Source organism: Streptomyces sp. NPDC102490 (assembly GCF_044765285.1).
Lineage (GTDB): Bacteria > Actinomycetota > Actinomycetes > Streptomycetales > Streptomycetaceae > Streptomyces.
Genome location: NZ_JBIWJU010000007.1, coordinates 202,069 through 215,105 on the forward strand (window position 1 = coordinate 202,069; position 13,037 = coordinate 215,105).

General features: G+C 71.5%; 10 protein-coding genes. 5 read left to right on the top strand and 5 right to left on the bottom strand.

All coding sequences use genetic code 11. The annotated features are described in order from the left end of the window. Window positions 1-4: 4 nt before the first annotated feature. Together ACIRGB_RS17830 and ACIRGB_RS17835 are read right to left on the bottom strand one after the other, a co-directional pair. Window positions 5-835 carry an Fpg/Nei family DNA glycosylase gene (locus ACIRGB_RS17830; RefSeq protein ID WP_403865308.1) on the bottom strand — a complete coding sequence of 277 codons (831 nt, stop codon included), beginning with the start codon at window positions 833-835 and terminating at the stop codon, window positions 5-7. Window positions 836-1,357: 522 nt separating this feature from the next. Further along, window positions 1,358-1,843: a ribose-5-phosphate isomerase gene (locus ACIRGB_RS17835; protein WP_104633597.1), complete on the bottom strand. Its 486-nt coding sequence runs from the start codon at window positions 1,841-1,843 to the stop codon at window positions 1,358-1,360. A 207-nt stretch (window positions 1,844-2,050) separates the two neighbouring features. Here ACIRGB_RS17835 and ACIRGB_RS17840 point away from each other — a divergent pair, with 207 nt between their 5' ends. Continuing rightward, window positions 2,051-3,481, top strand: a complete 1,431-nt coding sequence (locus tag ACIRGB_RS17840) for an amino acid permease (RefSeq protein WP_403865312.1) — start codon at window positions 2,051-2,053, stop codon at window positions 3,479-3,481. A 93-nt stretch (window positions 3,482-3,574) separates the two neighbouring features. On the opposite strand, the gene ACIRGB_RS17845 is transcribed toward ACIRGB_RS17840, so the two are convergent. After that, the gene (locus tag ACIRGB_RS17845; RefSeq protein WP_403865315.1) at window positions 3,575-4,159 is read right to left on the bottom strand and encodes a biotin transporter BioY; all 585 of its coding nucleotides are present in this window, start codon (window positions 4,157-4,159) and stop codon (window positions 3,575-3,577) included. Between the two features lie 330 nt (window positions 4,160-4,489). Here ACIRGB_RS17845 and ACIRGB_RS17850 point away from each other — a divergent pair, with 330 nt between their 5' ends. Both ACIRGB_RS17850 and ACIRGB_RS17855 read left to right on the top strand, forming a co-directional pair. After that, entirely contained in the window at window positions 4,490-5,875 is a 1,386-nt protein-coding gene (locus ACIRGB_RS17850) for an amino acid permease (protein WP_403865318.1), read from the top strand. 152 nt (window positions 5,876-6,027) lie between these two features. Continuing rightward, the gene (locus tag ACIRGB_RS17855; protein WP_403865321.1) at window positions 6,028-6,669 is read left to right on the top strand and encodes a superoxide dismutase; all 642 of its coding nucleotides are present in this window, start codon (window positions 6,028-6,030) and stop codon (window positions 6,667-6,669) included. Window positions 6,670-6,785: 116 nt separating this feature from the next. Here ACIRGB_RS17855 and ACIRGB_RS17860 read toward each other — a convergent pair whose 3' ends face one another. Next, entirely contained in the window at window positions 6,786-7,424 is a 639-nt protein-coding gene (locus ACIRGB_RS17860) for a DsbA family protein (RefSeq protein WP_403865324.1), read from the bottom strand. A 171-nt stretch (window positions 7,425-7,595) separates the two neighbouring features. Between ACIRGB_RS17860 and pepN the strand changes: the two genes are divergently transcribed. Next, on the top strand, window positions 7,596-10,178 hold the full coding sequence (gene pepN / locus ACIRGB_RS17865) for an aminopeptidase N (protein ID WP_403865327.1): 2,583 nt from the start codon (window positions 7,596-7,598) through the stop codon (window positions 10,176-10,178). 318 nt (window positions 10,179-10,496) lie between these two features. Continuing rightward, window positions 10,497-11,570 (top strand): hypothetical protein, encoded by a 1,074-nt coding sequence (locus tag ACIRGB_RS17870; protein ID WP_403865330.1) that lies wholly within the window; start codon window positions 10,497-10,499, stop codon window positions 11,568-11,570. A 22-nt stretch (window positions 11,571-11,592) separates the two neighbouring features. Here ACIRGB_RS17870 and ACIRGB_RS17875 read toward each other — a convergent pair whose 3' ends face one another. Further along, window positions 11,593-12,732 (bottom strand): serine hydrolase domain-containing protein, encoded by a 1,140-nt coding sequence (locus tag ACIRGB_RS17875; protein WP_403865333.1) that lies wholly within the window; start codon window positions 12,730-12,732, stop codon window positions 11,593-11,595. Between the last annotated feature and the right edge of the window lie 305 nt (window positions 12,733-13,037).

Sequence of the window (13,037 nt, forward strand, 5' to 3'; positions counted from 1 at the left end):
GGCGCTAACGCCGCTGGCAGGCCGGGCACCAGAAGAGGTTGCGGGCGGCGAGGTCGGCGGTGCGGACCGGGCTGCCGCAGAGGTGGCAGGGCTGGTTCGCCCGCCGGTAGACGTAGACCTCGCCGCCGTGGTCGTCGACGCGGGGCGGGCGGCCCATGGCCTCGGGGGTGTGCTCGGGGCGGACGGTGTCGATGCGGTTGTTGCGCACGCCCTCGCGCATGAGGGCGGTGAGGTCCTGCCAGATCGCGTCCCACTCGGCGGGGGTGATGTCCTTGCCGGGGCGGTACGGGTCGATGCCGTGGCGGAAGAGGACCTCGGCACGGTAGACGTTGCCGACGCCGGCGATGACCTTCTGGTCCATGAGCAGGGCGGCGATGGTGGTGCGGCTGCGGGAGATCCGGCGGTGGGCGGCCGCGGGGTCGGCGTCCGGGCGCAGCGGGTCGGGGCCGAGGCGGTCGTGTATCGCCTGCTTCTCCGGGGGTGTGATCAGGGCGCAGGTGGTGGGGCCGCGGAGGTCGACGTACGCGGTGTGGTTCGCGAGGCGGAGGCGGACGGTGTCCGTGGGCGGGGGCGCGGGGGTGGGGCCGAAGGTGACCTTGCCGAAGAGGCCGAGGTGGATGTGGACCCAGGTGGGGTTCTCGTCCGCGTCCCCGGCTGTGCCGAAGCCCAGGAAGAGGTGTTTGCCGTGGGCGTCGGCGGTGGTCAGGACGGTGCCGTCGAGGAGGGCCGCGGAGTCGGCGAACTTGCCCTGGGGGCTGGTGACGTGGACTGCCGTCCGGGCGAAAGCGGCAGTGTAGTCCTGGGCCAGCCGGTGGATGGTGTGCCCCTCTGGCACGGGAGTGTCCTTTCGGTACCTTTTGCCCACGGGGTGCTCCGCGGGGTCTTGGGTTGCCTTTGCCCACGGGGTGCTCTGCGGGGTCTTGGCCTGCGTTTGCCCACCCGCCCGCCCGACTCGGTGGGTCGAGAGGCTCGACCAGCCGCGGGGCTCCGCCCCGCACCCCGGCGGGGACTCCGTCCCCTGCACCCCTCCGGGCCGGTTTCCCTGCACCCCGCCAGGGCCGTTCCCCTGTACCCCTGCGGGCTCGGTGCCCCGCACCCCGCCAGGGCCGTTCCCCTGCACCCCACCAGGCCCGTCTTCCTGCGTCCCGCCAGGGCCGTTCCTGCACCTATCCGGGCCAGTTTCCCGCACCCCGCCAGGACCGTTTCCCCGCACCCCGGCGGGGACTCCGCCCCCTGCACCTCTCCCGGGACGTTCCCCTGCGTTCGGCCGGCCTGGGGGGTCATCCCCATCCGACAGGCTCGCGTGCCCGGGTCGGCGCCGCCCCCGGGCTGACGGGGGCGGGGCCGGTTGGGGGTGTTACTGCTGGGGGTGGTGGGGCGGGATGGGGGGGAGGTCGCCTGTGGTCTCGTAGGACGTGAGCATGTCGATGCGGCGGATGTGGCGTTCGTCGCCGGAGAACGGGGTGGCGAGGAAGGTCTCGACGAACTTCGTCGCCTCGTCCTGCGTGTGCATGCGGGCGCCGACCGCGACGACGTTGGCGTTGTTGTGCTGGCGGCCCAGCGACGCCGTCTCCTCGCTCCAGGCCAGCGCCGCGCGCACGCCCTTCACCTTGTTCGCCGCGATCTGCTCGCCGTTGCCGGAGCCGCCGATCACGATGCCGAGGGCGTCGGGGTCCGCGGCCGTGCGCTCGGCGGCGCGCAGGCAGAAGGGCGGGTAGTCGTCCTGGGCGTCATAGAGGTGCGGGCCGCAGTCGACGGGCTCGTGGCCCGCCGCCTCGAGCCATTCGACGAGGTGGTTCTTGAGTTCGAAGCCCGCATGGTCCGAGCCGAGATACACGCGCATGCGTCGAGTGTGACACGCGGGGCGAGACGCGGACTCCCGGGGTGGCAGCCCTGAGAAGAGCACGTGAAGCAATGGAAGCTCAGGAAAAGCTCAAGTAACGATCCGGATTCAAAGGTTCCCGAATCCGTTCACCTCCGTTTCACTGGTCCGGCTCGTACACCGCTCGTACGGGAAAGTGCACGACCGGCGCAAAGGAAAACCCTCCCCATGACTTCGCAGCCGACCTTGACCACACCCGAGGAGGAGCCCGCGGGCCCCTCGCGACCCGGGTCCGGGCTTCAGGCCGGGCTCAAGAACCGCCATCTCTCGATGATCGCCATCGGCGGCGTCATCGGGGCCGGACTGTTCGTGGGTTCCAGTACCGGAATCGCCACCGCGGGACCCGGCATCCTTCTCTCATACGCCCTCGTCGGCACGCTCGTGGTGCTGGTGATGCGGATGCTGGGGGAGATGTCGGCCGCCAATCCGACCTCGGGTTCCTTCTCCGCGCACGCCGACCGGGCGCTCGGGCCCTGGGCCGGGTTCTCCATCGGCTGGCTGTACTGGTTCTTCTGGGTCGTGGTGCTCGCCGTGGAGGCGACGGCCGGGGCCAAGATCCTGGAGGGGTGGATCCCCGCCGTGCCGCAGTGGGGGTGGGCGCTGATCGTGATGGTCGTGCTGACCGCCACCAACCTCGCCTCCGTCGGCTCCTACGGCGAGTTCGAGTTCTGGTTCGCCGGGATCAAGGTCGTCGCCATCGCCGCGTTCATCGTCGTCGGCGGGCTGGCCGTCTTCGGCGTGCTGCCCGGCGTGGACAGCGAGCAGGCGGGGCTCGGCAACCTGACGGAACACGGCGGATTCCTGCCGAACGGGCCCGGGGCCATCCTCACCGGTGTGCTGCTCGTCGTCTTCTCCTTCATGGGCAGTGAGATCCCCACCCTCGCCGCCGGTGAGTCCGAGGACCCGCAGCGGGCGGTCACCAAGGCGACCAACAGCATCATCTGGCGCATCGCCGTCTTCTACCTGGGCTCCATCTTCGTCGTGGTCGCGCTGCTGCCCTGGGACGCGCAGTCGATCGTCGACAAGGGCTCGTACGTCGCCGCGCTGGACTCGCTCGGCATCGCCAACGCCGGTCAGATCATGAACTTCATCGTGCTGACGTCCGTGCTGTCCTGCCTGAACTCCGGGCTCTACACCGCTTCCCGCATGGCCTTCTCGCTCGGTGAGCGCGGTGACGCGCCGCGGGCCTTCGCCCGGACCACCCGGCGTGGGGTGCCGCGGACGGCGATCCTGGTCTCCGTGGTGTTCGGCTTCGTCGCCGTCTTCTTCAACTACGAGTTCCCGGACTCCGTCTTCCTCTTCCTGGTCAACTCCTCCGGTGCCGTGGCCCTCTTCGTGTGGCTGGTGATCTGCTTCTCCCAGCTGCGGCTGCGCCGGATCATCCAGGCCGAGGCGCCGGAGAAGCTGGTGGTGCGGATGTGGCTGTTCCCGTATCTGACCTGGGCCGCCGCCGCCCTGATCGTCTTCGTGCTGGGCTACATGCTGACCGACACCGAGCACGACGGGCGCACCACCGTGCTGCTGTCGCTGCTCGTCGCCGCGCTGGTCCTCGTCGTCGCCTTCGTCAAGCAGCGGCTCGGGGCGGGCAAGAAGGACTGATCTGCGGCGCGGGTGCCTGAACACGTGAAAGAGGCTCGCGGGGAGTGCTTGCAAGCACTCCCCGCGAGCCTCTTTCCGTGGGCCCGTCGGCCGCTAGCGCTTGTCGACCAGCTTCCACGCGGTGGGCAGGACGCCCATCGCCAGCGCGGCCTTGAGCGCGTCGCCGAGCAGGAACGGGGTGAGGCCGGCCGCGATCGCGGCGGTGAAGGACATGTCGGCGGCGAGGGCCAGGTAGGGCACGCCGACGGCGTAGATGATCGCCTCGCCGAGCAGCATCGTGCCGGCCGTGCGCAGCACCGAGCGGTCGGCGCCGCGGCGGGCCAGGGCGCCCACGACCGTGGCGGCGAGCAGCATGCCGAAGACGTAGCCGAGGGAGGGCGCGGCGGTGCCGGAGCCGCCCTCCGCGAACCACGGCATGCCCGCCATGCCGACCAGGGCGTACAGCGCGAGGGAGAGCAGGCCGCGGCGGGCGCCGAGCGTGGTGCCGACGAGCAGGGCCGCGAAGGTCTGGCCGGTCACCGGCACCGGGGAGCCCGGCACGGGCACCGCGATCTGGGCCGCGACGCCGGTGAGCACGGCGCCGCCCGCCACGAGCGCGACGTCCCGGACTCGGGAGGAGGGGATGAGGTCGGCGAGGACCTGCCCGGAGCGGCGGGCGGAAACGGCAGCGGTGCTCATGGGGACTCCGCGGTGGTGTGGACATGTCGGGACACCGCGACGCTATCCCAGCGGCCGGGACCGATCACCAGCAGCGCTCGACAAAGGCACGTTCGTCGCCTTGGTGGGCTCCCGACAAAGGAGGCGGGCTACACATGGACGCGGGTGACGCCGGTCACCGAGGGGGTGAGGCGGGCATCACCCGTCAGCGGAACACCGCATTCGGATGATCACGTTCCGTATCCGGTTCGTCCGTATCGTGGGCATCCGCTGTCGCCGGGCGGCGCGAGACCGGAAACTGTGGGCGCTTTTGCCCTGTCCCAGTCCCCCACGCATCGGACGAGCCGCTCCATGTCCCACAGCACCACCACCGAGGCGTCCCCGCAGCCGGTGGACTCCTCGCTCTCCCACGGCCTCAAGCAGCGCCATCTGTCGATGATCGCCCTCGGCGGGGTGATCGGCGCCGGGCTGTTCGTCGGCTCGGGCGCCGGTATCGCCGCCGCCGGGCCCTCGATCGTGGTCGCCTACACCCTCTCCGGTCTCCTGGTGATGCTGGTGATGCGGATGCTGGGCGAGATGTCCGCCGCGTATCCGTCCTCCGGTTCCTTCTCCGCGCACGCCGAGCGGGCGATCGGCCCCTGGGCCGGCTTCACGGCGGGCTGGGCGTTCTGGGTGCTGCTGTGCACGGCCGTCGGGCTGGAGGGCATCGGCGCCGCGCAGATCGTGCACGGTTGGCTGCCGGGCACGCCCGAGTGGGCGTGGGTGGCGCTGTTCATGGTGGTGTTCTGCGGGACGAACCTGGCCGCCGTGAAGAACTTCGGCGAGTTCGAGTTCTGGTTCGCCGCCCTCAAGGTCGGCGCGATCTCGCTGTTCCTGGTGCTGGGCGTGCTGGCGATCTGCGGCGTCCTGCCGGGCACCGACTCCCCCGGCACCTCCCACCTGGGCGACTTCCTGCCCAACGGCGGCGACGGCCTGATCATCGGCCTGCTCGCCTCGGTGTTCGCCTACGGCGGCCTGGAGACGGTCACCATCGCGGCGGCCGAGTCGGAGAACCCGGTCAAGGGCGTGGCGAGCGCCGTGCGGACGGCGATGTGGCGCATCGCGCTGTTCTACATCGGCTCGATGGCGGTCATCGTGACCCTGGTGCCGTGGGACTCCCCCGAGGTGGTCGAGAAGGGCCCGTACGTCGCCGCCCTCGACGAGCTGGGCATCCCGGGCGCCGGTCAGCTCATGAACGTCGTGGTCCTGGTGGCGCTGCTCAGCGCGATGAACGCCAACATCTACGGCGCCTCCCGCATCGGCTACTCGCTGGTCGAGCGCGGCCAGGGCCCGCAGGCGCTGGGCCGGGTGTCGGGCGGGGTGCCGCGGATCGCGGTGCTGGTCTCCTCCCTCTTCGGCTTCGGCTGCGTCCTGCTCAGCTACTGGCGGCCGGACGACGTCTTCTCCTGGCTGCTGAACATGATCGGCGCCGTCATCCTGGTCGTCTGGATCTTCATCGCCGCCTCCCAGCTGCGGCTGCGCCGCCGCCTGGAGCGGGAGGCGCCCGAGAAGCTGGTCGTGCGCATGTGGGGCTTCCCGTGGCTGACCTGGGTGGCGCTGGCGGGCATGGCCGCGGTGTTCGTGCTGATGGCCCGTGAGCCGGACACCCGGGTGCAGCTGTACTCGACGGGCGGGATGACGCTGGCCCTGGCCGCCGTCGGCTACGCCCGGCAGCGGCGGGCGGCCGCCCGCGGCTAGCCCCGGCGCCCGCTTCCTCCCGAGGGCCCCCGCACGGACGCGTGCGGGGGCCCTTTCGTGCGCACCGGCACGCCCCTCCACCCCTCCGGACACTCTTGCTGCTAGCGTGCACTTGCAAGCCTTTTGCAATAAGAGGTCGGAGGGGATCCGCCATGTCCGTCTACACGCTTCCTGAACTGCCGTACGACTACTCCGCGCTGGCTCCCGTGATCAGCCCCGAGATCATCGAGCTGCACCACGACAAGCACCACGCGGCCTATGTGAAGGGCGCCAACGACACGCTGGAGCAGCTCGCCGAGGCGCGGGACAAGGAGACGTGGGGCGCGGTCAACGGCCTGGAGAAGAACCTGGCCTTCCACCTCTCCGGCCACATCCTGCACTCGATCTACTGGCACAACATGACCGGTGACGGCGGCGGCGAGCCCCTGGACAAGGACGGCGTGGGCGAACTGGCCGACGCGATCGCCGAGTCCTTCGGCTCCTTCGCCGGCTTCAAGGCGCAGCTCACCAAGGCCGCCGCGACCACCCAGGGCTCGGGCTGGGGCGTGCTGGCCTACGAGCCGCTGAGCGGCCGGCTGATCGTCGAGCAGGTCTACGACCACCAGGGCAACGTCGGCCAGGGCTCCACCCCGATCCTGGTCTTCGACGCCTGGGAGCACGCCTTCTACCTCCAGTACAGGAACCAGAAGGTCGACTTCATCGACGCCATGTGGGCCGTCGTCAACTGGCAGGACGTGGCCCGGCGCTACGAGGCCGCCAAGTCCCGCACCGACACGCTGCTGCTGGCTCCCTGAAAGCCGGCCCCCGGTCGTCCCGCCTCGTGATCGTCTTCTCAACCTTCACCGGGCGGGCGGAATGAGGGAAGCCCCCGCGAGGACGTGACTCGCGGGGGCTTCCTGTGCGCGGGGGCCTACAGGTTGCTGAAGTCCGGGCCCTTGGTGCGGGTCCGCTTGATCTCGTAGAAGCCCGGCACGGACGCCACGGCGAGGGTGCCGTCCCAGAGCTTGGCGGCGTCCTCGCCCTTGGGGGCGGGGGTGACGACCGGGCCGAAGAAGGCGAGCTGCTCGCCGTCGGCGCCGGGCACGGCGATGACCGGGGTGCCGACCTCCTGGCCGACCTTGTCGATGCCCTCCTTGTGGGAGGCGCGCAGCTGGGGCTCGTAGGGGGTGTCGTCCCAGTGGTCCATGAGGGACTCGGGCAGGCCGACGTCCTTCAGGGCGGCGGCGACCGTGTCCCGGCCCGGGCCCTCGTCCTGGTTGTGGATGCGGGTGCCGAGCGCCGTGTAGAGGTCGCCGAGCACCTCGGTGCCGTGCTCCTCCTGGGCCGCGATGACGACGCGGACCGGGCCCCAGGCCTTGACCTCCAGCATCTCGCGGTACTCCGCGGGCAGCTCGTCGAGCTTGTCCTCGTTGAGCACGGCCAGGCTCATCAGGTGCCAGCGGACCTCGATGTCCCTGACCTTCTCCACCTCCAGGACCCAGCGGGAGGTCATCCAGGCCCAGGGGCACAGCGGGTCGAACCAGAAGTCGACAGGCGTCTTCTCGGACATGTCTCTCCTCATGAGGCGCGCGAGCAGATCTTTCTCGGGGCAACCGGCCGGTCGGCCCGCCCATTCCCCGCTGCCGTGCGTCAGGGCCGCATGGCAGGATCGGTGCTGTCCGCATACTGAACACCACGGAACACCAGTCGTATACCGAACACCATCCGAGGAGTGCCGCCCGTGCCCGGTGAGAATCTGTCCCGCGACGAGGCCCGGGAGCGGGCCGCCCTGCTGTCCGTCGACGGGTACGAGGTGTCCCTCGACGTGCGCTCGGCCGTCGGTGACGCGCGGGACGAGGGGCCGCGCACGTTCCGGTCCGTCACCACGATCCGCTTCCGCTGCAACGAGCCCGGCGCGAGCAGCTTCGCCGACCTGATCGCACCGAGCGTCACCGCCGTCTCCCTCAACGGCCGCGACCTCGACCCCAGCGAGGTCTTCGACGGCTCCCGGATCGCCCTGGAGGACCTGGCCGCCGACAACGAGCTGGTGGTCGACGCCCAGTGCGCCTACTCCCGCACCGGCGAGGGACTGCACCGCTTCGTCGACCCCGAGGACGGCGAGGTGTACCTGTACACCCAGTACGAGCCGGCCGACTCCCGCCGGGTCTTCGCCACCTTCGAGCAGCCGGACCTCAAGGCGCCCTTCCGCTTCGAGGTGCGCGCGCCCGAGGAGTGGACGGTGTGGTCCAACGGCGCGGGCGAGCGCGCCGACGGCGTGTGGCGGTTCGCGGAGACGAAGCCGATCTCGACGTACATCACCTGCGTGGTCGCGGGGCCGTACCACTACGTGACGGACTCCTACGAGCGGACCTTCGAGGACGGCACCCGGCTGGAGATCCCGCTCGGCGCGCTGTGCCGCAAGGGGCTCGCCCCGCACTTCGACGCCGACGACGTCTTCCTCGTCACCAAGCAGGGCCTGGACTTCTTCCACGACCACTTCGACTACCCGTACCCGTTCGGGAAGTACGACCAGGCGTTCGTGCCGGAGTACAACCTGGGCGCGATGGAGAACCCGGGGATGGTGACCTTCCGGGAGGAGTACATCTTCCGCGGGAAGGTGACGCGGGCGTCGTACGAGGGCCGCGCCAACACGATCCTGCACGAGATGGCGCACATGTGGTTCGGCGACCTGGTCACCATGGAGTGGTGGGACGACCTGTGGCTCAAGGAGTCCTTCGCCGACTTCATGGGCGCGTTCGCGAACGTCGGCGCGACCCGCTTCAAGGACGCCTGGATCACCTTCGCCAACCGCCGCAAGGCGTGGGCCTACCGCGCCGACCAGCTCCCCTCCACGCACCCGATCACGGCCGACATCCGCGACCTGGAGGACGCCAAGCTCAACTTCGACGGCATCACCTACGCCAAGGGCGCCTCGGCGCTGAAGCAGCTGGTGGCGTACGTCGGTCAGGACGCGTTCCTGGAGGGCGCGCGGCGCTACTTCAAGCGGCACGCGTACGGCAACACCCGGCTGGGTGACCTGCTGTCGGTCCTCGAAGAGACCAGCGGGCGGGACATGGCCGCCTGGTCGCGCTCCTGGCTCCAGACGGCGGGCGTCAACTCGCTGACCCCGCAGGTGCTGCTGAGCCCGGCGGGCACCGTCGACGAGCTGGCCGTGGTGCAGGAGGCGGCGGAGTCGCATCCCGAACTGCGCCCGCACCGGGTGGCGGTGGGCCTGTACCGGCGTACGGCCGAGGGTGCGCTGGAGCGGTACGCGCGCGCCGAGGTGGACGTCGAGGGGCCGCGCACGGTGGTCGCGGAGCTGGCCGGTGCCGAGGCGCCGGAGCTGGTCCTGGTCAACGACGACGACCTCACGTACTGCAAGACGCGCTTCGACGCCACCTCGCTGGCGACGCTGCGCGAGCACCTGGGCGCCCTGACCGACCCGCTGGCCCGTGCTCTGTGCTGGTCGGCGCTGTGGAACATGACGCGGGACGCGCTGCTGCCGGCCCGGGACTTCGCGGCGCTGGTGCTGCGGTTCGCGGGGCGCGAGTCCGACATCGGCGTCCTTCAGATGCTGCACGCCTGGACCGGCTCGGCGCTGGTGCACTACGCCGCGCCCGAGTGGCGGGAGACCGGCGGGCGGCTGCTCGCCGAGGGTGCGCTGCGCGAGCTGCGGGAGGCGGCGCCGGGCAGTGAGCAGCAGCTGGCGTGGGCGCGGTTCTTCGCGTCGGTGGCGTCCGAGGAGGCGGACCTGGCGCTGCTCCGGGGGCTGCTGGAGGGCACCGAGAAGATCGACGGCCTGGACGTGGACCAGGAGCTGCGCTGGGTCTTCCTCGCCCCGCTCGCGGCCCACGGCGCGGCCGGCGAGGACGTCCTGGCCGCCGAACTGGCCCGCGACGACACGGCCTCCGGCAAGCGGCACCAGGTGCGCTGCCTGGCCTCACGGCCGTCGGAGGGGGTGAAGGCGCAGGCGTGGGCGCAGGTCGTCGAGTCGGACAAGCTGTCCAACGCCCTGGTGGAGGCGACCATCGCCGGTTTCGCGCAGCCCTCGCAGCGGGAGCTGCTCGCGCCGTACACCGAGAAGTACTTCGCGGCGATCGAGCGGGTGTGGGCCGAGCGGTCCATCCAGATCGGGATGGACGTGGTCCGGGGCCTGTTCCCGTCGCTGCGGGACTCCCAGGACACGCTGGACGCGACCGACGCGTGGCTGGCGGCGCACGAGGGGGCGGCGCCGGCGCTGCGGCGGCTGGTGCTGGAGGCTCGGGACGATCTGGCGCGGGCTTTGCGTGCGCAGGCTTGTGACGGGGCCTCCGGCGGTCGGTGAGTTATCGGGCTCGGTTGTTCGTCGGGTGCGGGTGCGTTGTGGTTGATCGCGCCCACGCGGCGGAGCCGCACATGGATACAGCCCCGCGCCCCTTAGGGGGTTGTCCTGCCCCGCGTCGATGAGTCATGGCCAATGATTGAGCGTTCCGTCGTCGTTACGGAATCCAGGCAAGAGCAGCCGTAACCCCTGGGCCGCCCTGTGGCGGACCAGGGGTTTTCGGCATCCGAACACGTGTCCTTTAGTCCGAGCTTGTCCCGGTTCGGCGATGGGTGTGTAACAGGGGTTAAGGGGCGGATCGGGCGCGGGAAATTGCCGGTCATGACGCACAACACCCCGCTCTCGCCCCGCCCCCGCCCGCTCCACGAACTGGCCGTCGGCCGGAGGCGGTTGATGACGGCCGCCCAGTTGCGGGCGCACGGTGTCTCCGCCGCGCAGACCAACGAGCAGTGCCGGCCCGGCGGCCCCTGGCAGCAGCTCCTGCCGAACGTCGTGCTGCTGCATCCGGGCCCGCCGACCAGCGACGAGCGCCTGCACGCGGTGCTGCTCTACGCGGCGCGGGACCGCACCACCGCCGGCCCGGCATCCGGCGCGACCGCCTCCGTGCCGGTCCAGCCGGGCGGGGAGCAGCCGCCGGTGCCGGCCTACGCGGAGGCGATGATCACCGGTCTGGCCGCGCTGACGCTGCACGGCTTCTCCGCCACTCCCCCGCTGTCGTCGCTGGACCTCATCGACGTCCTGGTCCCGCGGCTGCGCCGGCTGCGCACGACCGGCTGTGCGCGCGTCGTCCGCACGGCCGCGCTGCCGACCGCCGTGGAGCTGACCGGGGTCCCGGTGGCGCCGGTGGCGCGGGCCCTGGCGGACGCGGTGGCGGAGCTGACCGACCCGGCCACGGTCCGCCGGCTGCTGACGGAGGCGGTGCGCGGCGGGCACTGCGAACCGGCCGCGGTGGTGCGGGAGCTGAACCGGGCCCGGCTGCTGAGCCGCCCGCACGTGGTGGACGCCGTGGACTCGCTGGTCGCCGAGGGGCGGGCGCTGGCCGAGCAGCGGCTGTACCGGATGGTGCGCGAGCACGCCCTGCCCGAGCCGGTCTGGAACGTCGACCTGCGCCTGCCGGGCGGCCCCCACCTGGGCGCTGTGGACGCCTTCTGGCCCGAGCACGCGGTGGCGCTGGAGCTGGACACCCGGGCGCACCGGCAGCGGGAGGACGACGCCGCCTGGGCGGAGCACGCCCGCAAGCGCGAGCACCTGGAGCGGCTCGGGATCACGGTCGTGCACCTCACCCCGCGCAAGCTGCGGGACTGCCCGGAGCACCAGGCGGCCGTCGTGCGTACGGCCCTGATGGCGGCCGGGGACCGGGAGCCCGCGGCGTACGTCGTGGTGCTGCCCCGCTAGGGAGTGCCGGACGGGGCCCGGGTCACCCGGCGCAGAACTCCGCCTCGATCACCGCCTCGCTGTCGCCGGACCAGTCGCCGTTGAAGTTGAAGGCGAGCGCGTGCCGGCCGTCCCGGGTCGTGACCGCCTCCGAGGAGGAGCCGTGGATGCCGCCGGCGTGCCCCCAGACCGTCACCCCGCAGTCGAGTCGCCGCTTGATCAGACCCAGGCCGTAGTCGGCGCCGTCCCGTGCGGGGACCGTGGCCGTCATCTCGGCCAGCTGCTTCGCGGGCAGCAGCCTGCCGCGGAACAGGGCGGTGTAGAAGCGGTTCAGATCGGCCGAGCTGGAGACCGCCTCGCCCGACGCCCCGGCGAGGGACGGGTTGAGCCGGGTGACGTCGTACGTCGGGCCGGTCGCCGTCGGCGCCAGCTTGGAGTAGGCCCGGCTGCTGGGCCGGGGCAGACCGGTGCGGGTGCCCGGGAAGGAGGTGGCGCGCAGCCCGAGCGGCTCGATGATCCGGCGGCGCACCTCCTCGCCGTACGGGCGGCCGGTGGCCTCCTCGATCACCAGGCCGGCCAGGACGTAGTTGGTGTTGGAGTAGTTCCAGGAGGTGCCGGGGGCGAAGTCCGGTTCGTGGGCCATGGCGACGGCGACCAGCTCGCGCGGTGTCACCGTGTCGTAGCGGTGCTCGAAGAAGCCGTCCTTGGTGAAGTAGGCGCGGGCGAATCCCTCGTCGGACGTGTAGTCGTGGACGCCGCTGGTGTGGTTGAGGAGTTGGCGCAGGGTGATCCGGCCGCCGTCGTGGCCGTGGCCCGCGACCAGGCCCGGCAGCCACTGCTCCACCGTGTCGTCGAGCGAGAGCCGGCCCTCGGCCTCCAGTTGGAGCAGCACGGTGGCGACGAAGGTCTTGGTGATGCTGCCGACCCGGTAGCGGTCCCGTTCGGAGCGCGGCTCGCCGGTGCGCAGATCGCCCACTCCGGCGGTCCCCGACCAGGTGCCGTGGCCGTCGCGGGCGGTCGCCGTGACGCCGGGCACTCCGTCCTCGACGGCGGCCTGGAGAGCCCGTTGGGTCGCGTCGTGGCCGCCGGTGGTGGCGGGCGCGGCCACGGCGGGTCCCGCGACGGCCGCCGACAGGGCCAGGGCGGTGGCCGCGAGCAGGGCGGTCCGTGCGCGTACGGTCATGTCTTCCCCCATGTCTCGGTACTGCTCGGTCCCGGGAGAGACCGCACCGACCGCATGAGGGTTGCCATGGTCCGCGAGGGTTGAACATGATTCGGTCCCTTTTCACCCGTGTCGGTGCGGTCCGGGCCGCGGGATTGTCACGGGCCGTCCCCTGTGTCCCCGATGGCGTATGGCGGAATTACGCCATGCCTTCGTCCCGTCCCGGACAACTCTCCCCAATCGGCGATCCCTTGAGTAAAGCTGAGCGGTCGTCCGGGATCGGATTCCGGACTGTCTCGGCCAGGGCCGATCGGCCTTGGTCGTGC

Excerpts from the sequence above, each read along its gene's own strand:
- ACIRGB_RS17835 (WP_104633597.1), bottom strand. The coding sequence starts at position 1,843 with ATGCGCGTGTATCTCGGCTCGGACCATGCGGGCTTCGAACTCAAGAAC.
- ACIRGB_RS17840 (WP_403865312.1), top strand. The coding sequence starts at position 2,051 with ATGACTTCGCAGCCGACCTTGACCACACCCGAGGAGGAGCCCGCGGGC.
- ACIRGB_RS17845 (WP_403865315.1), bottom strand. The coding sequence starts at position 4,159 with ATGAGCACCGCTGCCGTTTCCGCCCGCCGCTCCGGGCAGGTCCTCGCC.
- ACIRGB_RS17850 (WP_403865318.1), top strand. The coding sequence starts at position 4,490 with ATGTCCCACAGCACCACCACCGAGGCGTCCCCGCAGCCGGTGGACTCC.
- ACIRGB_RS17855 (WP_403865321.1), top strand. The coding sequence starts at position 6,028 with ATGTCCGTCTACACGCTTCCTGAACTGCCGTACGACTACTCCGCGCTG.
- ACIRGB_RS17860 (WP_403865324.1), bottom strand. The coding sequence starts at position 7,424 with ATGTCCGAGAAGACGCCTGTCGACTTCTGGTTCGACCCGCTGTGCCCC.
- ACIRGB_RS17870 (WP_403865330.1), top strand. The coding sequence starts at position 10,497 with ATGACGCACAACACCCCGCTCTCGCCCCGCCCCCGCCCGCTCCACGAA.
- ACIRGB_RS17875 (WP_403865333.1), bottom strand. The coding sequence starts at position 12,732 with ATGACCGTACGCGCACGGACCGCCCTGCTCGCGGCCACCGCCCTGGCC.